This window comes from Streptomyces sp. NPDC028314, assembly GCF_055565795.1.
Genome location: NZ_JBVHTP010000004.1, coordinates 218,293 through 237,445, shown reverse-complemented (window position 1 = coordinate 237,445; position 19,153 = coordinate 218,293). Strand labels below are relative to the sequence as shown.

General features: G+C 73.1%; 17 protein-coding genes and 1 pseudogene. 12 read left to right on the top strand and 6 right to left on the bottom strand.

Annotated elements, in window-relative coordinates; all coding sequences use genetic code 11:
* Positions 1-40: 40 nt before the first annotated feature.
* The 3 genes from ACZ4TG_RS12060 to speB form a co-directional block, all read right to left on the bottom strand.
* Positions 41-247: a UTRA domain-containing protein gene (locus ACZ4TG_RS12060; protein ID WP_468162106.1), complete on the bottom strand. Its 207-nt coding sequence runs from the start codon at positions 245-247 to the stop codon at positions 41-43.
* A 197-nt stretch (positions 248-444) separates the two neighbouring features.
* A complete protein-coding gene (locus ACZ4TG_RS12055) occupies positions 445-2,112 on the bottom strand; it encodes a thiamine pyrophosphate-binding protein (RefSeq protein WP_468161843.1) in 1,668 nt (555 codons plus the stop codon).
* Between the two features lie 5 nt (positions 2,113-2,117).
* Positions 2,118-3,080 (bottom strand): agmatinase, encoded by a 963-nt coding sequence (speB, locus tag ACZ4TG_RS12050; protein ID WP_468161842.1) that lies wholly within the window; start codon positions 3,078-3,080, stop codon positions 2,118-2,120.
* Between the two features lie 111 nt (positions 3,081-3,191).
* Here speB and ACZ4TG_RS12045 point away from each other — a divergent pair, with 111 nt between their 5' ends.
* The 5 genes and pseudogenes from ACZ4TG_RS12045 (at position 3,192) to ACZ4TG_RS12025 (ending at position 8,078) form a co-directional block, all read left to right on the top strand.
* The gene (locus tag ACZ4TG_RS12045) at positions 3,192-4,604 is read left to right on the top strand and encodes a PucR family transcriptional regulator ligand-binding domain-containing protein (RefSeq protein ID WP_468161841.1); all 1,413 of its coding nucleotides are present in this window, start codon (positions 3,192-3,194) and stop codon (positions 4,602-4,604) included.
* Between the two features lie 127 nt (positions 4,605-4,731).
* Positions 4,732-5,055 carry a hypothetical protein gene (locus tag ACZ4TG_RS12040; protein ID WP_468161840.1) on the top strand — a complete coding sequence of 108 codons (324 nt, stop codon included), beginning with the start codon at positions 4,732-4,734 and terminating at the stop codon, positions 5,053-5,055.
* 165 nt (positions 5,056-5,220) lie between these two features.
* Positions 5,221-6,378: an acyl-CoA dehydrogenase family protein gene (locus ACZ4TG_RS12035; RefSeq protein WP_468161839.1), complete on the top strand. Its 1,158-nt coding sequence runs from the start codon at positions 5,221-5,223 to the stop codon at positions 6,376-6,378.
* Positions 6,379-6,413: 35 nt separating this feature from the next.
* Positions 6,414-7,292, top strand: coding sequence for an acyl-CoA thioesterase II (tesB, locus tag ACZ4TG_RS12030; protein WP_468161838.1), 879 nt, complete (start codon positions 6,414-6,416; stop codon positions 7,290-7,292).
* 67 nt (positions 7,293-7,359) lie between these two features.
* Positions 7,360-8,078: pseudogene (locus ACZ4TG_RS12025) on the top strand (cation diffusion facilitator family transporter).
* Positions 8,079-8,087: 9 nt separating this feature from the next.
* Here ACZ4TG_RS12025 and ACZ4TG_RS12020 read toward each other — a convergent pair.
* Positions 8,088-8,537 (bottom strand): MarR family winged helix-turn-helix transcriptional regulator, encoded by a 450-nt coding sequence (locus ACZ4TG_RS12020; protein WP_468161837.1) that lies wholly within the window; start codon positions 8,535-8,537, stop codon positions 8,088-8,090.
* A gap of 85 nt (positions 8,538-8,622) precedes the next feature.
* Between ACZ4TG_RS12020 and ACZ4TG_RS12015 the strand changes: the two genes are divergently transcribed.
* Entirely contained in the window at positions 8,623-9,474 is an 852-nt protein-coding gene (locus ACZ4TG_RS12015) for an SDR family NAD(P)-dependent oxidoreductase (protein ID WP_468161836.1), read from the top strand.
* 20 nt (positions 9,475-9,494) lie between these two features.
* Here the strand turns inward: ACZ4TG_RS12015 and ACZ4TG_RS12010 are convergent, their stop codons facing one another.
* Positions 9,495-10,307: a phosphatase gene (locus ACZ4TG_RS12010; protein ID WP_468161835.1), complete on the bottom strand. Its 813-nt coding sequence runs from the start codon at positions 10,305-10,307 to the stop codon at positions 9,495-9,497.
* A 65-nt stretch (positions 10,308-10,372) separates the two neighbouring features.
* Positions 10,373-10,951: an SACE_7040 family transcriptional regulator gene (locus ACZ4TG_RS12005; RefSeq protein WP_468161834.1), complete on the bottom strand. Its 579-nt coding sequence runs from the start codon at positions 10,949-10,951 to the stop codon at positions 10,373-10,375.
* A 99-nt stretch (positions 10,952-11,050) separates the two neighbouring features.
* Between ACZ4TG_RS12005 and ACZ4TG_RS12000 the strand changes: the two genes are divergently transcribed.
* The 6 genes from ACZ4TG_RS12000 to ACZ4TG_RS11975 all read left to right on the top strand — a co-directional run bounded on the left by ACZ4TG_RS12000 (position 11,051) and on the right by ACZ4TG_RS11975 (position 19,116).
* Positions 11,051-12,667 (top strand): carboxyl transferase domain-containing protein, encoded by a 1,617-nt coding sequence (locus ACZ4TG_RS12000; protein ID WP_468161833.1) that lies wholly within the window; start codon positions 11,051-11,053, stop codon positions 12,665-12,667.
* Positions 12,668-12,683: 16 nt separating this feature from the next.
* A complete protein-coding gene (locus ACZ4TG_RS11995) occupies positions 12,684-14,837 on the top strand; it encodes an acetyl/propionyl/methylcrotonyl-CoA carboxylase subunit alpha (RefSeq protein WP_468161831.1) in 2,154 nt (717 codons plus the stop codon).
* 11 nt (positions 14,838-14,848) lie between these two features.
* Entirely contained in the window at positions 14,849-15,766 is a 918-nt protein-coding gene (locus tag ACZ4TG_RS11990) for a hydroxymethylglutaryl-CoA lyase (RefSeq protein WP_468162105.1), read from the top strand.
* A gap of 7 nt (positions 15,767-15,773) precedes the next feature.
* On the top strand, positions 15,774-16,934 hold the full coding sequence (locus ACZ4TG_RS11985; protein ID WP_468161830.1) for an acyl-CoA dehydrogenase family protein: 1,161 nt from the start codon (positions 15,774-15,776) through the stop codon (positions 16,932-16,934).
* Between the two features lie 164 nt (positions 16,935-17,098).
* On the top strand, positions 17,099-18,133 hold the full coding sequence (locus ACZ4TG_RS11980) for an ABC transporter substrate-binding protein (RefSeq protein WP_468161829.1): 1,035 nt from the start codon (positions 17,099-17,101) through the stop codon (positions 18,131-18,133).
* A gap of 53 nt (positions 18,134-18,186) precedes the next feature.
* Complete coding sequence (locus tag ACZ4TG_RS11975; RefSeq protein ID WP_468161828.1) at positions 18,187-19,116, top strand: siderophore-interacting protein; 930 nt, start codon at positions 18,187-18,189, stop codon at positions 19,114-19,116.
* The last annotated feature ends 37 nt before the right edge of the window (positions 19,117-19,153 follow it).

The following is a 19,153-nucleotide window of genomic DNA, read 5'->3' as shown; positions in this document are numbered from 1 at the left end:
TGCAACAATCGCACTGCCGTACGGGGACGGCGCGCGAGCTTCACCCGAGCGGGTGTCCGGCGCCGCTCCAGGGGGCCTCGAACTCGTACTCCAGTACGTACGCGGAGGCGTCGAGCACCATCTCGTTGACCTCGACCACGCGCCCGTCGGCGGCGAGGGCCGTACGGCAGACCAGGACGACCGGCGTCCCGGCGGCCAGCCCGAGCCGGTCGGCCTCCTCCGGCGCGGGCATCCGCGACCGGAATATTGCGGCGAACCCCCGCGGCCCGCTTCACTGGGCTGGACGAAGGTATCTAGATAAGTGAGGCGCCATGGCAACGCGTACCCGTCCCGCTCGCGCGCGGTGAAGGCTCGCCCGGGACCGGAAGGTCGCTCGGGGGCTCTGAGACCTCCACGGTGGTCTTCACGGCACGGGACCACGAGGCCGCCTGAGCAGCCGTCGGGTCAGAGGTGGGTCGGGGCGAACATCTTGAGGGTGGCCGGGAGGACCAGGAGCGAGGGGCCCGGGGTGGCCAGGGACTTGGCGAGGTCCTCGCGGAGGGTGTCCGGGGTGGTGGTCGCCGCCGGGATGCCGAAGGAGGCGGCCAGGGCCACGAAGTCGGGGCCCGGGAGGTCCGTACCCGTCGAGCAGCCGTACTCGCGCAGGATGCCGTAGCCGGCGTCGTCCACGATCAGCCAGGTCACGTCCAGGTCGTGCTGCTTGGCGGTGGCCAGTTCCGCGATCGAGTACATCGCGCCGCCGTCGCCCGAGACGGCCAGCACCGGGGTGCCCGGTTCCGCGACGCACGCACCGAGGGCCGCCGGGAAGGCGTAGCCGAGACCGCCCGCGCCCTGGGCCGAGTGCATGGTGTTGGGGTGCTTCGGGTCGAAGGCCGACCACGCCCAGTAGGACAGGATCGTCATGTCCCAGAACGACGGCGAGCGGGCGGGCAGGGCCGCGCGGACCGAGGCCAGCAGCTGCTGCTCCAGGGCGACGTCCTGCGAGGAGAGCCGGGCCGCGACCGCGTCGAGGAGCGCACGGACGCGCTCGGGCGCCGTCGGGTCCTGGCGCTCGGACACCGTCTCCAGCAGGGCCTGGAGGGCGAGGCGGGCGTCCGCGTGGATGCCGAGGCCCGCGTGGTTGGACTCCAGCTTCCCGAGGTCGGCCTCGATCTGGACCACCCGGCCCTCGGGGAAGAACGTGTGGTAGTTCGAGGAGAGTTCCCCGAGGCCGGAGCCGACGACCAGGACGACGTCCGCGTCCTCCAGGAAGTCCGTCATGTGACGGTCCTCCAGCCAGGACTGGAGGGACAGCGGGTGCGTCCAGGGAAAGGCGCCCTTGCCGCCGAAGGTGGTGACGACGGGGGCGTTGAGGCGTTCCGCGAGCCGCCTGAGCTTGCCCGCCGCGTCCGCGCGTACGACACCTCCGCCCGCGATGATCACGGGCCGGGCGGCGTTCTCCAGCCAGTGCGCGGCCAGCGCAGTGAGCTCGGGGCGCGGGGCGAGCTCGTGCGGGGTCGCGTCCACGCCGGTGACCTGCGGGACCAGGGTCTCGGCCCGCAGGACGTCCTCGGGGATCTCCACCCAGACCGGGCCGTGCGGAGCGGTGAGCGCCGATTCCCAGGCCTGCGCGATGACCGACGGGATCTGGGACGGGGTGCGGGCCTCGTGGACGGACTTGACCACGTCCCGGAAGGAGGCGGACTGCTCGCGCAGCTCGTGCAGATGACCCCGGCGGCCGCCGCCCAGGCCCGCCACCGGCACCTGGGAGGAGATCGCCAGCACCGGCGCGGACGCGGCCGCCGCCTCCGCCAGGGCGGGGAGCGCCATCAGCGCGCCCGGACCGGTGGAGAGGAGCAGCGGGACGGCCTCGCCCGTGACGCGGCCGTACGCGTCGGCGGCGAAGCCGGCGTTGTTCTCCGTACGGAGGCCGATCAGCCGCAGGTCGGAGCGGCCCACCGCGTCGAAGACGCCGAGCGCGTGCTGGCCGGGCAGCCCGAACACGGTGGTGGCGCCCAGCGAACGCAGCGTCTCCACGACCAGGTCCCCGCCCGTCCGCCCCGGCGGCGGCGCGAGCGCGGCCGCCGTCTGGGCTTCGGTCGGACGGAGTACCAGGTCGTGGTCGTGCGTCACGGTGCTTACTTGCCCTTCGCCTGCGCGATCTGACGGCTCATGATCGTGGTCAGCTCGTACGCGGTGTGCGAGGCCGCGACCGAGGTGATCTCGGCGTGATCGTACGCCGGGGCGACCTCGACCACGTCGGCGGAGACGAGGTTGCAGGAGGACAGGCCCCGGACGATCTCCAGGAGCTCGCGGGAGGTCATGCCGCCCGCCTCGGGGGTGCCGGTGCCGGGCGCGTGCGCCGGGTCGAGCACGTCGATGTCGATCGAGATGTACAGCGGACGGTCGCCGATGCGCTGGCGCAGCTGGTCCGCGACCTCGTCGGCGCCGCGGCGGTAGACGTCGGCCGAGGTGACGATGCCGAAGCCCATCTTGGCGTCGTCGTCCAGGTCCTGCTTGCCGTACAGCGGGCCGCGCGTACCGACGTGCGAGAGCGCCTCGGTGTCGAGGATGCCCTCCTCGACGGCGCGGCGGAACGGGGTGCCGTGGGTGTACTCGGCACCGAAGTAGGTGTCCCAGGTGTCCAGGTGCGCGTCGAAGTGCAGCAGCGCGACCGGGCCGTGCTTCTTGGCGACCGAGCGCAGCAGCGGGAGCGCGATGGTGTGGTCGCCGCCGAGGGTCATCAGGCGGGAGCCGGCGCCGAGGAGCTCGTCGGCGGCGGCCTCGACCGTCTCGACGGCCTCGTTGATGTTGAAGGGGTTCACCGCGATGTCACCGGCGTCGGCGACCTGGGCGAGCGCGAAGGGGGAGGCGTCCTGCGCCGGGTTGTACGGGCGCAGCAGGCGCGAGGCCTCGCGGATGGCGTTGCCGCCGAAGCGGGCGCCGGGGCGGTAGGAGACGCCGGAGTCGAAGGGCACGCCGACGACGGCCACGTCGGCGGAGCCGACCTCGTCGAGGCGGGGCAGCCGGGCGAAGGTCGCCGGGCCCGCGTAGCGCGGGATGCGGGAGGAGTCGACGGGTCCGCGCGGCTGCGTGCTCATGAGGGGGCCTTCCGGAGGGGGGTGTGCGGTCCTTCGAGCGTAGACGGACACCCGGGGGTCGCGCAGTGTACGTTTCATCCACCCCGCTCTCTCGATGTGTACGGAGTATCCATGCCGCGCGTACCCCAGGAGCAGCAGCCGCCCACCCCCGGCGTCGACCTGGCGGCCCTGCTCGCCGACCGGGAGCTGGGCCTGCGCGCGCTCGTCCCCGGGGGCGAGGGGGTGGCCGTGCACGCCGTGCACGCCTCCGAGATGGCCGACCCGTCGCCGTACCTGCTCGGTGGCGAGCTGCTGCTCACCGCGGGCGGGCAGCTGGGGGCGGACGCCGACGGGTACGTGGCGCGGCTCGTCGAGGCGGGCGCGGCCGCGCTCGGGTTCGGCGTGGCGCCGGTGTACGAGGAGGTGCCGCCGGAGCTGGCCGCCGCCTGTGCGCGGCACGGGCTGCCGCTGCTGGAGGTGCCGCAGCGCACCCCCTTCACCGCGGTGGCCCGTACGGTCTGGCGGCTGATGGCCGAGGCCCGGACCCGCGAGCTGCGCCGGGTCACAGAGGCGCAGCAGTCCCTGGCCGCGGCCGCCGCCCGGCCGGACCCGGCCGCGGCGGTACTCGCCCGCCTGGCGGCGAGCCTGGCCGGCTGGGCGGCCCTGCTGGCCCCGGGCGGCCCGGATCCGTCCGGGCGGGGTGTGATCCGGGAGGCCGGGGCCGCGCCCGGCGAGGGGGCGCTCGATGCCGTGGAGGTGCTCGCGCGGCGGGTGGCGGCCGGGGCGGCGGCCACCGCCACCGACTCGCTCGGCGGGACCCACCTCGCCGTCCACGCCGTCGGCGGCGGCCGGGTGCTGGCCCTCGCCACCCCGGGCCGGGCGCCGGGGGACCACGCCATCGCCTCCATCGCCGCGGTCCTGCTGAGCCTGCTCACCGCCGAACGGCCCGCCGGGAGCGAGGCCGCGGCGCTGGCCCGGCTGCTGCTGGGCGGTTCCCCGGCCGAGGCGCTGGGGCCGGGGCCCTGGTACGCCGTCCACGCCCGGGGCACCGCCGACCCGCAGGCCCTCGCGGCAGCGCTGGGCACCGTACTGCTGGACGCCCGCGGGTCCGAGGTACGTCTCCTCGCGGACCGGGAGCCCGGTCCGCAGCCCGGGTGGCGCCTCGGGGTGAGCGCCCCGGCCCGGCCCGAGGAACTCCGCGCCGCCGAGGCGCAGGCCCGCCGCGCCCTCCAGCGCGCCGAGGCGGCCCGCACCCCGCTGGCCCGGCACACCCCGGGCGGCCTGGCCGGCCTGCTCGACCCCGCCGAGGCCCGCGCGCACGCCGAGGCCCTGCTCGGCCCGCTGACCCCGGCCCACCGGGAGACCCTGCGCGTCTGGCTGGGGCACCACGGCAGCTGGGACCGGACGGCCGCCGCCCTCGGGGTCCACCGCAACACCGTCCGCCAGCGGGTCGCCCGCTGCGCCGCCCTGCTGGAGCGGGACCTGGACGACCCGGACACCCGGATGGAGCTGTGGTTCGCGCTGGCCCGGGACACCGGGGCCTGACCGGGCCGGTCCCGGGTCGGCTGCGCCGTACGGATGGACTCGGGCGGCGCGGCGGCGGGTGGGGGGCCTCGGGGCGCGAAGCGGCCTACTTTCTCAGTGCCCCCACCCCACCACGAAAGGCCTGCTCGTGCGTTCGATCCGTTGCGCCCTGACCGCCCTCGCCGCCGGCACCATGATCCTGGCCGGTGCGTCCGCCGCGGCCGCCGACGACACCTTCACCGTGTACGCGCCGATCAGCAACACGTACTCGATCGTCTTCGGCGACCTGAGCCAGGTGGCGGGCGACGACGTGTTCAACGCCGGCCGCGACAACACGGTCGGCTCCCACAACGGCGCGGCGCCGGCCGGCGACATCGGCATGGCGTCCATGCCCGGCACCCAGATCATGAGCAACGACGCCCTCACGCAGCGCGCCGCCGGCCAGTGGGCCGGCACGGTCCTCGGCAAGTAGGACCCGCGGCGCGGGGTGCCGCCGGCGGCCCGAACCGGCGGCGGCACCCGCCGCACACCCCCCGACTCTGGACAGCTCGCCCAACCCACCGGTAACTTAATAGTCTGAGCAAGCGCTTAGACACGGCGCGACAGCGCGACGGGCGACAGGATCGAGGAGGCGGCTGTGCGCCGTACCGTTTTCAACGAGGACCACGAGGCGTTCCGCGAGACCATCCGCGCCTTCATCGAGGCCGAGGTCGTCCCGGTCTACGACGAATGGTTCGCCGCCGGCCAGGCGCCGCGCGACTTCTACTACAAGCTCGGTGAGCTGGGCGTCTTCGGCATCAACGTCCCCGAGGAGTTCGGCGGCGCGGGCCTGGACACGCACAAGTTCGAGGCCGTCCTGTACGAGGAGACCTCGCGCGCGGGCGTCAACTTCGGCGGCTCCGGCGTGCACGTGCTGCTCGCCCTGCCCTACATCAAGATGCTGGCCGGCGACGAGCAGAAGAAGCGCTACCTGCCGAAGTTCGTCTCCGGCGAGGAGATGTGGGCGCTGGCGATGACCGAGCCGGGCACCGGCTCCGACGTCGCGGGCATGAAGACCACCGCCAAGCTCTCCGAGGACGGCTCGCACTACGTCCTCAACGGCTCCAAGACCTTCATCACCGGTGGCGTCCACGCCGACCGCGTGATCGTCTGCGCCCGCACCTCCGCCCCGCGCGAGGACGACCGCCGCTTCGGCATCTCCCTCTTCGCCGTGGACACCAAGTCCGAGGGCTACTCGATCGGCCGCAAGCTCGACAAGCTGGGCCTGCGCACCTCCGACACCGCCGAGCTGGCGTTCGTCGACGTCAAGGTCCCGGTCGAGGACCTGCTGGGCGAGGAGAACAAGGGCTTCTACTACCTCGGCGCCAACCTGCCCTCCGAGCGCTGGGGCATCGCCTTCGGCGCGTACGCGCAGGCCAAGGCCGCCATCCGGTTCGCCCAGCAGTACGTGACCGAGCGCACCGTCTTCGGCAAGCCGGTCGCGCACTTCCAGAACACCAAGTTCGAGCTGGCCGCCTGCCAGGCCGAGGTGGACGCCGCCGAGGCCGTCGCCGACCGCGCCCTGGAGGCCCTCGACGCCGGTGAGCTGACCGCCGCCGAGGCCGCGTCCGCGAAGCTGTTCTGCACCGAGGTCGCGCACCGCGTCATCGACAAGTGCCTCCAGCTGCACGGCGGCTACGGCTACATGAACGAGTACCCGATCGCCCGCCTGTACGCCGACAACCGCGTGAACCGCATCTACGGCGGCACCAGCGAGGTCATGAAGTCCATCATCGCCAAGTCGATGGGCCTGTAACCACCAGAGGGAACCGGGACGGCCGCGCACCGACCATGAACGAGGCACTGACGACGCTCCTCGATCTGCTCGACCTGGAGCAGATCGAGGAGAACATCTTCCGCGGTACCAGCCGTTCGGCGCTGGTACCGCGGGTGTTCGGCGGTCAGGTCGCGGCCCAGGCCCTGGTCGCGGCCGGCCGGACCGTGCCCGATGACCGCACGGCGCACTCGCTGCACTCGTACTTCCTGCGCGCGGGCGACCCCGGCGCGCCCATCGTGTACTCGGTGGACCGGATCCGCGACGGGCGCTCCTTCACCACGCGCCGGGTCGTCGCGGTCCAGCACGGCCAGCCGATCTTCCACCTCTCCGCGTCCTTCCAGACGTACGAGGAAGGCCTCGACCACCAGGCCGCCATGCCCTCCGCCCCGGACCCGGAGACCCTGCCGACGGCCGCCGAGTCCCTGCCCGCGTACCGGGAGATCTTCCGCGACCCGGGCACGGTGGAGCGGCTGATCGAGGCGCGCGGGGCGGTGGACCTGCGGTACGCGACGGTCCCGCCGTGGGGCAGCGTCGGGGAACCGGTCGAACCGCGCTCGCAGGTGTGGTTCCGTACCGCCGGCAAGCTCGACAGCGACGACCCGCTGCTGCACACCTGCCTGGCCACCTACGTCTCGGACATGACCCTGCTCGACTCGGTGCTGCTCGCGCACGGCCGGGGCGGCTGGGCGGTCGGGGACGTGGTGGGAGCCTCCCTGGACCACGCCATGTGGTTCCACCGGCCGTTCCGCGCCGACGAGTGGCTGCTGTACGACCAGGAATCCCCCTCGGCGGCCGCCGGCCGGGGGCTGGGGCAGGCCCGCATCTGGACCCAGGACGGTCGGCTGGCCGTCACCGTCATCCAGGAGGGCGTCGTCCGCGTACCGCGCGCCTGAGCGGCCCGCGGCGCGGGGGCGGGTGTCACTGACCCCGCGGCCCGAAAACCGGACATACCGTCGCAGCATGTCCGAAGAATCCGAGAGCGTCGGTACGGTCGTCGTCGCCGTGGTCACCAACCTCGGCATCGCCGCCGCGAAGGCGGTCGGCGGGGTGGTCAGCGGGTCCAGCGCGATGCTCTCCGAGGCCGCGCACTCCGTCGCCGACACCGTCACCGAGGTCCTGCTGCCGACCTCCCTCAAGCGCAGCGCCCGGCCGGCCGACGAGGCGCATCCGCTGGGCTACGGGCCCGAGCGGTACATCTGGGCGCTCCTCGCCTCCGTCGCCACCTTCGTCGGCGGCGCGGTCTTCGCCGTCTACGACGGGATCCACTCGGGCTCGCGGCGGGCGGGCTGCTGGGGGCGCAGCTGACGGGGTCCGGGGTGTACGACGGGGTGGCGTCGCTGCTGATCGGGCTGCTGCTGGTGTGGGTGGCCTGGGAGCTGGGGCGCTCGAACGCCCAGTACCTGATCGGGCGTCCGCTGCCGGCCGCGACGCGGGCGCAGGTGCGCGAGGAACTGCCGTCGGTGCTCCACATCGAGGGGGTGCTGGAGCTGACCACCCTGGTGCAGGGGCCCGACGAGGTCCTGATCGCGGCGAAGGTGGACTTCCACGACCTGGCCTCGGCCCGGCAGGTGGAGACCGCGTGCGAGCTGGCCGAGGCGCAGCTGCGCGAGCGCTTCCCGGCGGTCCGGCGCGTGTACCTGGACCCGACCCCGACGCCGCCGACCCCGCCGCCGCTTTGACGGCGCTCCCTAGGCCTTGAGCTTGGCCCAGACCCTCTCCAGGGCCGCGATGTCGGCGTCGTCGAGCCGGTCGTCGAAGGCCTCGGCGAGGGCCTCGCGGCGGGTGGCGTCGGCCTCCCGGAAGGTGCGGCGGCCCGCCGGGGTGAGGGCGATCCGGACGGAGCGGGCGTCCGTCGGGGAGGGTATGCGCTCGACGAGGCCGCGGGCCTGGAGGGAGTCGGCGACGCGGGAGACCTGGCTGCGGCTGAGCAGGGTCCTGGCCCCCAGCTCGGAGGCGGCGACCGGCTCCTGCTGCCCGTGGAGCCAGAGCATGACCTCGAACCAGGACAGCGGAAGGTCGTGGCGGCGCGCGAGGGCCTGGTCGACCCGGGCGCTGAGGGTGGTCCCGGCCCAGACGAGGCCGTAGAACGCGTGGTCGCGAGGGGTCATCTCGCCCAGGGTGAGGTCGTTGTGCGCCATGCCCGCAGGGTACCCCGTTGCGTGCACACGCACACAAAGCTAATGTGTGTGTGCACGCACAAATAATCACCTCACGGGAGCCCTCATGACCACCCCCGCCACCAGGACCGTCCTCATCACCGGAACCTCCACCGGCATCGGCCTCGCCGCGGCCGTAGCCGCCGCCCGGGCGGGCTGGCACGCCGTCGCCACCATGCGGGACACCGGCCGCGCCGACGCCCTGCGCGAGGCCGCCGCCGAAGCGGGCGTGTCCGACCTCGTCCAGGTCAAGCGGCTGGACGTGACGGACGCCGGCTCCGTGGCCGACTGCGTGGCGGAGGTCGTCGCCGAGCACGGGCGCCTCGACGCGGTGGTGAACAACGCGGGCGCCGGGTCCGTCGGCACCGTGGAGCAGCAGGGCATGGAGCCGGTCCGGACCGCCATGGAGGTCAACTACTTCGGCGTCGTCGAGCTCACCCGGGCCGCCCTGCCCCACCTGCGCGCCTCGGGCGGCCGGGTCATCACGGTGACGAGCGTCGGCGGTGTGGTCGGCCAGCCGTTCAACGAGGCCTACTGCGCGGCCAAGTTCGCCGTCGAGGGCTTCATGGAGTCGCTCGCGCCGGTCGCCGCGACCACCGGCGTCCAGGTGGCCGTCGTCGAACCGGGCGCCGTGGCCAGCGAGTTCGTGACCAGCCTGCGGCTCGACATCCCGACCATGCTCACCGAGGCCGGACCGTACGCCCCGGCGCTGAAGGCGTACATCGAACACGCCACGCAGTCCTTCACCGGCGCCCAGACCCCCGCCGAGGCGGCGGCCCCCGTCATCGCGGCGCTGACCGCCGAGCGGATGCCGTTCCGGGTGCAGACCTCGGACTGGGCGCGGGAGTTCGTCGGCTCCAAGCTGGCCGACCTCGACGGCTCGGCCGTACAGGAGTTCACGACCGGCTGGGTGCGGTAGGCCCGCGGGACTCCCCCGGGTCAGCGCAGGCCGGCGGCGTCCAGCAGGTACGCCACCATCGGGTCGTAGTACCGCGGGTCGCGGACGTGGTCGTCCAGCGGGATCGCCACCTGGAGGGTGCCCTCCGCCTCGGCGAGGAACAGCGCCGGGTCGTTGCAGTCCGCGTAGCCGACGGCGTCCAGGCCCCGCTGGGCCGCACAGCCCGCCCAGCCGTGGTCGGCCAGGACCAGGTCCGGCTGCGGCCGGTTCCCGGCCGCGAGGCCGTCCAGGATCGCGGCCATCGGCTCCGGCGAGTGGGTGTGCCAGAGGGTGGCACCCCGCTCCAGCACGGCGACGTCCCCGAACTGCCACACCGAGCCCTCGTCCGCGACCAGCCCCTGCGGGATGACCACGATCTCGCAGCCGGCCGCCCGCAGCGCCTCGCCGGTCGCCCGGTGGACGTCCAGCAGGCCGCCCGGGTGCCCGGTGGCCAGCAGCACGCTCTGCCGGTCCAGCACCGCCTTGCGCAGCCGGGCGGCGAGCCGGTCCAGGCCGGCCACGGTCAGCTCCGGGTCGATGGTGTCCTGGCCGAAGCGGTAGGCGGCGTCGTCCACGACCCCGCAGCGCTCGGCCATCACGGCGAGCACGTCCTGCTCGTCCGTCCAGCGGTCGCCGAGCTCCAGGCCCAGCCAGTAGTGCCGGTCCCCGTTGGCGAGCTTGCGGTAGTGGGACAGGTTGTTCTCGCGCGGGGTCGCGACGTCCCCCGCGATGCGCGTGCGGACCAGGTGGTCGATGAGTTCGGCGCGGCTCGGGGTTCCAACGGACTGGGCAGGCGTCTCTATCGGCTTCGGCATGGCGACCATTGTGCCGTCGCGCGCGTTCCGACGCCGGAACCATTTCGACCCGCGGACACCCGGCGTCACCCCGACAGCGCCCCGAACGCCCCGTCCGCCAGGCGGCGCAGCAGGGACTCGGTCGCCTCGCGGCCCGGCGCCGCCAGGTGCGGCGTGGAGTTCAGCAGGCCGAACACCGCGTGCACGCAGACCCGTACCTCCGCCTCCCCCACCCCCGGGTGCAGCTGGCGCACGACCTCCACCCACAGTTCGACGTACTGGCGCTGGAGCTGCCGGACGAGCTTGCGGTCGGCGTCCCGCAGCCGGTCCAGCTCCCGGTCGTGCAGGGTGATCAGCGCCCGGTCGTCGAGGGCGAAGTCGATGTGACCCTCGACGAGGGAGGCGAGCACCGCGGCCGGGTCGCCGCCGGCCTCCTCGGCCCGGCGGCGGCCGCCGGTCAGCAGCCGCTCGCTGATCCCCACCAGCAGCTCGGCGAGCATGGCGTCCTTGCCCGCGAAATGGCGGTACAGGCCGGGGCCGCTGATGCCCACCGCGGCCCCTATCTCGTCCACGCCGACGCCGTGGAAGCCGCGCTCGGCGAAAAGACGAGCGGCCTCACTGAGGATCTGCTCGCGACGGGTCGGGGCGGCCGCTCTGGTGCTCATGGGAATCCATTCTAGACAGGGCCGTTAGCGCTCGTTAACCTAAGGCGCACAAGCGTTAACGCTCATTAACAGCGTGGACCGAGCAAGGGAGCTCGACCGATGCAGCAGGCACCAGTGCTGACGAGCGCCGCGGACCCGGCGTCCGAGGCCTGGCGGACCAACGAGGCCGCCCACCGCGAGCTCGCCGAGGGCCTGCGCGCCCGGCTCGACGCGGCCCGGCTCGGCGGCGGCGAGAAGGCCCGCGCCCGCCACACCGCCCGCGGAAAACTGCTCCCCCGCGACCGCGTGGACGCCCTCCTCGACCCCGGGTCCCCCTTCCTGGAGCTGGCCCCGCTGGCCGCCGAGGGCATGTACGGGGGCGCGGCCCCCGCCGCCGGGGTGATCGCCGGCATCGGCCGGGTCAGCGGCCGCGAGTGCGTGATCGTCGCGAACGACGCCACCGTCAAGGGCGGCACGTACTACCCGATGACCGTCAAGAAGCACCTGCGCGCCCAGGAGGTGGCCCTGGAGAACCGTCTCCCCTGCCTCTACCTGGTCGACTCCGGCGGCGCCTTCCTCCCGATGCAGGACGAGGTCTTCCCGGACCGGGAGCACTTCGGCCGCATCTTCTACAACCAGGCGCGCATGTCGGGGGCCGGCATCCCGCAGATCGCCGCCGTCCTAGGCTCCTGCACCGCGGGCGGGGCCTACGTCCCGGCGATGAGCGACGAGGCGGTCATCGTCCGCAACCAGGGCACGATCTTCCTCGGCGGCCCGCCGCTGGTGAAGGCCGCCACCGGCGAGGTGGTCACGGCCGAGGAGCTGGGCGGCGGCGAGGTCCACTCCCGGATCTCCGGGGTGACCGACCACCTCGCGGAGGACGACGCGCACGCGCTGCGGATCGTACGGAACATCGTGGCGACCCTGCCCGGGCGCGGGGACCTGCCGTGGACCGTCGAGGCTCCCGAGGAGCCGAAGGTGGACCCGTACGGGCTCTACGGCGCGGTTCCCGTCGACTCCCGCACCCCCTACGACGCCCGCGAGATCATCGCCCGGATCGTGGACGGCTCGCGCTTCCAGGAGTTCAAGGCGGAGTTCGGGCAGACGCTGGTCACCGGCTTCGCCCGGATCCACGGCCACCCGGTCGGGATCATCGCCAACAACGGCATCCTCTTCGCCGAATCCGCCCAGAAGGGCGCGCACTTCATCGAGCTGTGCGACCAGCGCGGGATCCCGCTCCTCTTCCTCCAGAACATCTCGGGCTTCATGGTCGGCCGCGATTACGAGGCGGGCGGCATCGCCAAGCACGGCGCGAAGATGGTGACGGCGGTGGCCTGCACCCGCGTCCCCAAGCTGACGGTGGTCGTGGGCGGTTCCTACGGCGCGGGCAACTACTCGATGTGCGGGCGGGCGTACTCGCCGCGCTTCCTGTGGATGTGGCCCAACGCCAAGATCTCCGTCATGGGCGGCGAGCAGGCGGCCTCGGTACTGGCGACCGTCAAGCGGGACCAGATCGAGGGCGCGGGCCAGGAATGGCCGGCCGAGGACGAGGAGGCCTTCAAGGCCCCGGTCCGCGCCCAGTACGAGGAGCAGGGCAACGCCTACTACGCCACCGCGCGGCTGTGGGACGACGGGGTCATCGACCCGATGGAGACCCGGCAGGTGCTGGGGCTGGCCCTGACCGCGTGCGCGAACGCCCCGCTGGGCGACTCCGCTTTCGGCATCTTCCGTATGTGACGTGAGGACCTCTTCGATGTTCAGCACTGTTCTGGTCGCGAACCGGGGCGAGATCGCGGTACGCGTCATCCGTACCCTGCGGGAGCTCGGCATCCGCTCCGTGGCCGTCTTCAGCGACGCGGACGCCGACGCCCGGCACGTGCGGGAGGCCGACACCGCCGTCCGCATCGGCCCGGCGGCGGCCGCCGAGAGCTACCTGTCGGTGGAGCGGCTCCTGGACGCGGCCCGCCGCACCGGGGCCGAGGCGGTCCACCCGGGCTACGGCTTCCTCGCGGAGAACGCCGCCTTCGCCCAGGCCTGCGCCGACGCCGGGCTGGCCTTCATCGGGCCTCCGGCGAGCGCGATCTCCCTCATGGGCGACAAGATCCGCGCGAAGGAGACGGTGAAGGCGGCGGGGGTCCCGGTCGTCCCCGGCTCCTCCGGCAGCGGGCTGTCCGACGCCGAACTGGTCGCCGCCGCCGCGGAGATCGGCATGCCGGTCCTGCTCAAGCCCTCGGCGGGCGGCGGCGGCAAGGGCATGCGGCTGGTCCGTGACACGGCGGTGCTGGCCGAGGAGATCGCGGCGGCCCGGCGCGAGGCGAAGTCCTCCTTCGGCGACGACACGCTGCTCGTGGAGCGGTGGGTGGACCGGCCCCGGCACATCGAGATCCAGGTGCTGGCCGACGCCCACGGCAACGTGGTGCACCTGGGCGAGCGCGAGTGCTCCCTCCAGCGGCGCCACCAGAAGGTGATCGAGGAGGCCCCCTCGGTCCTGCTCGACGAGAAGACCCGCGCGGCGATGGGCGCGGCGGCCGTGGAGGCGGCCCGCTCGTGCGGGTACGTCGGAGCGGGCACCGTGGAGTTCATCGTCCCGGGCGGGGACCCGTCCTCCTACTACTTCATGGAGATGAACACCCGCCTCCAGGTCGAGCACCCGGTGACCGAGCTGATCACCGGCCTGGACCTGGTGGAGCAGCAGCTGCGGGTGGCGGCGGGGGCCCCTCTCGGCTTCGCGCAGCAGGACGTCCGGCTGACCGGCCACGCCATCGAGGCCCGCGTCTGCGCCGAGGACCCGGCGCGGGGGTTCCTGCCGTCGGGCGGTACGGTCCTGGCGCTCTCGGAGCCGGACGGCGGCGCGGTGCGTACGGACTCCGGGCTGACGGCGGGCGTGCCGGTGGGCTCCGCGTACGACCCGATGCTGTCCAAGGTCATCGCGTACGGGCCGGACCGGGCGACGGCCCTGCGCGTGCTGCGCGGGGCCCTGGCGGACACGGTGATCCTGGGCGTTCAGACCAACGCCGGTTTCCTGCGGAGGCTGCTGGCCCACCCGGACGTGGTCTCGGGCGACCTGGACACGGGCCTGGTGGAGCGGGACCTCACCGGGCTGCTCCCGGAGGGGATCCCGCCGGAGGTGTATGCGGCCGCCTCGCTGCTGAACGTCCCCCACCCCGCCCCTTCCCGGCGTACCGGATTTGCGGCTCCGCCGCGCGGGGGCTCCGCCCCAGACCCCGGTCCTCACACGCCGGGCGGGCTGAAATCGTGGGCGGACCCGTTCGACGCCGGCAACGGCTGGCGCCTGGGCGGCACCCCGGCCTGGACGGTCCACCACTTCCGCCTCCCCGGCCAGGACCCGGTGCAGGTCCGCACCCGCCCGGCCGGTCCCGACGCCGGCGCCGTCACGGAGCTCCTCCTGACCGCGGGCGATTCCCTCGCTCAGCCGGATCCGGCCTCGCCGGCGATCGAGGCGGGGGGTCTGGGGCAGAGCCCCGGCGCACCGGCCCGCGGCCGCGTCCTCACCCGCACCCCGGACCACCTCACGATCGAACTCGACGGCGTCACCCACCGCTTCAGCCACGCCGCCTCCCCGGAGGGGACCTGGCTCGGCCGCGACGGCGACAGCTGGCACGTTCAGCGCCACGACCCCGTAGCGGCACACGGCGCGGCCGGTGCGGGGGCCGACACCCTCGCCGCCCCCATGCCCGGCACCGTCACCGTCGTCAAGGTGGCCGTCGGGGACCACGTCGTGGCCGGGCAGAGCCTGCTGGTCGTCGAGGCGATGAAGATGGAGCACGTCATCTCCGCCCCGCACGCCGGCACCGTCACCGAGCTCGACGTGACCCCCGGCACCACGGTCGCCATGGACCAGGTCCTGGCCGTGGTCACCGCGGACGAAGAGGAGGAGGCCGAGTGAACGGGCTGCCCATGACGGTCCCGGCTCCGGAACTGCCGGCCCGGGTCCGCATCCACGAGGTCGGCGCCCGCGACGGGCTGCAGAACGAGAAGACGGCCGTACCGACCGAGGTCAAGGCCGAGTTCATCCGCCGCCTCGCCGCGGCCGGGCTGACCACCATCGAGGCCACCAGCTTCGTGCACCCCAAGTGGGTGCCCCAACTCGCGGACGCCGAGCAGCTCTTCCCGCTCCTGTCCGACGTGCCGGCGGACCTGCCCGTCCTGGTCCCCAACGAGCGCGGGCTCGACCGGGCGCTCGCGCTCGGGGCCACCCGCATCGCCGTGTTCGGGTCCGCCACGGAGACCTTCGCCGCCCGCAACCTCAACCGCACGGTCGCCGAGTCGCTGGCCATGTTCGAGCCCGTGGTGGCCCGTGCGAAGGAGCAGCGGGCCCATGTGCGCGGCTACCTCTCGATGTGCTTCGGCGATCCCTGGGAGGGGCCGGTCCCCGTCCACCAGGTGGTCTCCGTGGCCAAGGCCCTCCTGGACCTCGGCTGCGACGAGCTGAGCCTCGGGGACACCATCGGCGTCGCCACCCCCGGGCACGTCCAGACCCTCCTGAGCCAGCTCAACGAGGAGGGCGTCGGCACCGACCGGATCGGCGTGCACTTCCACGACACCTACGGCCAGGCCCTGTCCAACACCCTCGCCGCGCTCCAGCACGGCGTGACCACGGTCGACGCCTCCGCCGGCGGCCTCGGCGGCTGCCCGTACGCGAAGAGCGCCACCGGCAACCTCGCCACCGAGGACCTCGTGTGGATGCTCGACGGCCTCGGCATCGAGACCGGGGTCGATCTGGCCGCCCTCACCGCCACGAGCGTGTGGATGGCCGAACAGCTGGGGCGGCCCAGCCCCTCCCGAACCGTCCGCGCCCTCTCCCACAAGGAGTAACGAAGACATGCCCCTCGACCACCGGCTCACCCCCGAGCACGAGGAACTCCGCCGCACCGTCGAGGAGTTCGCCCACGACGTCGTGGCGCCCAAGATCGGCGACCTGTACGAGCGGCACGAGTTCCCGTACGAGATCGTCCGCGAGATGGGCCGCATGGGCCTGTTCGGCCTGCCCTTCCCGGAGGAGTACGGCGGCATGGGCGGCGACTACCTCGCCCTCGGCATCGCCCTGGAGGAGCTGGCCCGTGTCGACTCCTCGGTCGCCATCACCCTGGAGGCGGGGGTCTCCCTCGGCGCCATGCCCCTCTACCTCTTCGGCACCGAGGAGCAGAAGCGCGAGTGGCTGCCCCGGCTGTGCTCCGGCGAGGTGCTCGGCGCGTTCGGCCTGACCGAGCCCGACGGCGGCTCCGACGCGGGCGGTACCCGCACCACGGCCGTCAAGGACGGCGACCAGTGGGTGATCAACGGCTCCAAGTGCTTCATCACCAACTCCGGTACGGACATCACCGGTCTGGTCACCGTCACCGCCGTGACGGGCCGCAAGGCGGACGGCCGCCCCGAGATCTCCTCGATCCTGGTCCCGTCCGGCACGCCGGGCTTCACGGTGGCGGCCCCGTACTCCAAGGTCGGCTGGAACTCCTCGGACACCCGCGAGCTGTCCTTCAGCGACGTACGGGTGCCGCTGGCCAATCTGGTCGGCGAGGAGGGCCGCGGCTACGCCCAGTTCCTGCGGATCCTCGACGAGGGCCGGGTCGCCATCTCCGCGCTCGCGACGGGTCTGGCGCAGGGCTGTGTGGACGAGTCCGTGAAGTACGCGAAGGAGCGCAAGGCCTTCGGCCGGCCCATCGGGGACAACCAGGCCATCCAGTTCAAGCTGGCGGACATGGAGATGCGCGCCCACATGGCCCGCGTGGGCTGGCGCGACGCGGCCTCCCGGCTGGTGGCGGGCGAGCCCTTCAAGAAGGAGGCGGCGATCGCCAAGCTGTACTCCTCCACGGTCGCCGTCGACAACGCCCGTGAGGCCACCCAGATCCACGGCGGCTACGGGTTCATGAACGAGTACCCCGTGGCTCGAATGTGGCGGGACTCCAAGATCCTGGAGATCGGTGAGGGCACGAGCGAGGTGCAGCGCATGCTGATCGCCCGTGAGCTGGGCTTCGCCGGCTGACCAACGGCCGGGCCCTGAGCGGCGGCTCGTCGCCGGTCAGGTAACAGTTCAGTGGAGGGGGCCCGAAAACTTAGGGCCCCCTTATCGCTTTCGGCCAAGGTTAGGCTAACCTTCCCTCCGAACGGCCCAGTGGCCGCCTGGCACGCACGAAAGCGGACATCGACATGCCCAAGTCCCGATCCTCCCTCCTCACCCGCCGCGGTCTCATCGCGGCCGGCGGCGCCCTCGGCCTCGTCGCGGCACTCACCGCGTGCGGGGGCGGCGACAAGGCGAAGGACGGGAACGGCGAGGACAAGGCCGCTGCCTCGGGCCCCTGGAGCTTCAAGGACGACCTCGGCAAGGACGTCTCCACCAAGTCCACGCCGAAGAACATCGTCGCCTTCACCGGCACCGCCGCCGCGCTGTCCGACTACGGCGTGAAGGTCAAGGGCGTCTTCGGCCCGACCAAGACCGCCGACGGCAAGCCCGACGTCCAGGCCGGCACGATGGACATCTCCAAGGTCGAGATCCTCGGCAACGTCTACGACGAGTTCAACGTCGAGAAGTACGCGGCCCTGCAGCCCGACCTGCTGGTCACCAACACCTGGGACGGCACCTACTGGTACGTCCCGGAGGCCTCCAAGGACAAGATCCTGAAGCTGGCCCCGGCCGCCGCGATCAAGGTGGGCGGCGACGCCTCCCTCGACCAGTCGCTGGCCCGCACCGCGGACCTCGCCAAGTCCCTCGGCGCCGACATGAACGCCAAGTCCACGGTCGACGCCAAGGCCCGCTTCGAGGCCGCCGCCGCCAAGGTCCGCGAGGCCACCAAGGCGAACCCGGGCATCAAGGTGCTCGTCGGCTCCGGCGCCGCCGACCTGTTCTACGTCTCCACCCCGAAGACCTCCGCCGACCTGAAGTACTTCGAGTCGCTCGGCGTCGAGTTCGTCATCCCGGAGAAGCTGGACGAGGGCGGCTTCTTCGAGAGCCTCAGCTGGGAGAACGCCGGCAAGTACAAGGCCGACGTCGTCCTCCTCGACAACCGCACGGGCACCCTCCAGCCGGAGGAGCTGAAGGCCAAGCCGACCTGGGCCGAGATGCCCGCCGTCAAGGCCGGCCAGATCACCCCGCGCGTGACCGAGCCGATCTTCTCGTACGACAAGTGCGCCAAGCTGCTGGAAGACCTCGCGAAGGCCGTCCAGAACGCCAAGAAGGTCAGCTGACCCTCGGCGTCCGGCAACGGACGCCGTACCGAATCCCAGGGGGGACCCACCGCATGACCGTCACCGCACCCGACGCGGCCCCGGCCGTGGCCCACTTCCGGTTCTTCTCGCTCGAAGTGCTCCGCACCCGCCGTCTCGGCCACTCGTTCCTGCGCGTCACGTTCGGCGGTGAGTCCCTCGCGGACTTCCGCTCCGGCGGCTACGACCAGAGCCTCTCGCTCTTCCTGCCGCCGCCCGCCCACGAGCACACCGTGCTCCCGTCCACGGACGAGGACACCTGGTTCGCCGCCTGGCGCCAGATGCCCGACGCGGACCGGCCGGTGATGCGCTCGTACACCGTGCGCGAGCAGCGCCGTACGCCCGAGGGCGTGGACGAGGTCGACATCGACTTCGTCCTCCACGGGGATCCCGCCGCGGCAGCGGCCGATGTCACGGCGCCGGCGTCCCGGTGGGCCGGACGGGCCGTCACCGGCCGCCGCATCCTCGCGATCGGCCCCGCCGTCGCGGACAACAAGTCCGTACGGTTCCAGCCGCCGGCCGCCACCGACGCGGTCCTGATGTACGCGGACGAGACCGCGCTGCCCGCGGCCGCCGCGATCCTGGACCGGCTCCCGTCCGACACCCGCGTCAAGGCCTGGTTCGAGGTCCCGCACGCGGACGACCGGCTCGTCCTGCCGACCCTCGCGGACGCGGACATCACCTGGATCGTGCGCGACAGCGGCACGGGCCGCGAGCGCACCGAACAGCTGCTGGACGTGATCCGGGCGGCCGAACTGCCCGCCGCGAAGGCTCCGTACGCCTGGATCGCGGGCGAGTCCGGCACGATCCGCGCGGTACGCCGCCACCTCGTGCAGGAACGTTCCGTCGACCGGCGCGCGGTGCGCTTCACCGGCTACTGGCGCCTGGGCGCGAGCGAGGAGGAGCTCCTCGCCGAGGCCTACTCGGGCAAGGCTCCCAGTGAGGACCCGACCGCCGAGCTGTAGTGCCGCGAGCTGTCGCCTGCCGGCCGCCGAACGCCCG

Coding starts and splice junctions, on each gene's coding strand:
- speB (WP_468161842.1), bottom strand. CDS start 3,080: ATGAGCACGCAGCCGCGCGGACCCGTCGACTCCTCCCGCATCCCGCGC.
- ACZ4TG_RS11985 (WP_468161830.1), top strand. CDS start 15,774: ATGCCCCTCGACCACCGGCTCACCCCCGAGCACGAGGAACTCCGCCGC.
- ACZ4TG_RS11975 (WP_468161828.1), top strand. CDS start 18,187: ATGACCGTCACCGCACCCGACGCGGCCCCGGCCGTGGCCCACTTCCGG.
- ACZ4TG_RS12010 (WP_468161835.1), bottom strand. CDS start 10,307: ATGCCGAAGCCGATAGAGACGCCTGCCCAGTCCGTTGGAACCCCGAGC.
- ACZ4TG_RS11980 (WP_468161829.1), top strand. CDS start 17,099: ATGCCCAAGTCCCGATCCTCCCTCCTCACCCGCCGCGGTCTCATCGCG.
- ACZ4TG_RS12015 (WP_468161836.1), top strand. CDS start 8,623: ATGACCACCCCCGCCACCAGGACCGTCCTCATCACCGGAACCTCCACC.
- ACZ4TG_RS12045 (WP_468161841.1), top strand. CDS start 3,192: ATGCCGCGCGTACCCCAGGAGCAGCAGCCGCCCACCCCCGGCGTCGAC.
- ACZ4TG_RS11990 (WP_468162105.1), top strand. CDS start 14,849: ATGACGGTCCCGGCTCCGGAACTGCCGGCCCGGGTCCGCATCCACGAG.
- ACZ4TG_RS12020 (WP_468161837.1), bottom strand. CDS start 8,537: ATGGCGCACAACGACCTCACCCTGGGCGAGATGACCCCTCGCGACCAC.
- ACZ4TG_RS11995 (WP_468161831.1), top strand. CDS start 12,684: ATGTTCAGCACTGTTCTGGTCGCGAACCGGGGCGAGATCGCGGTACGC.
- tesB (WP_468161838.1), top strand. CDS start 6,414: ATGAACGAGGCACTGACGACGCTCCTCGATCTGCTCGACCTGGAGCAG.
- ACZ4TG_RS12005 (WP_468161834.1), bottom strand. CDS start 10,951: ATGAGCACCAGAGCGGCCGCCCCGACCCGTCGCGAGCAGATCCTCAGT.
- ACZ4TG_RS12000 (WP_468161833.1), top strand. CDS start 11,051: ATGCAGCAGGCACCAGTGCTGACGAGCGCCGCGGACCCGGCGTCCGAG.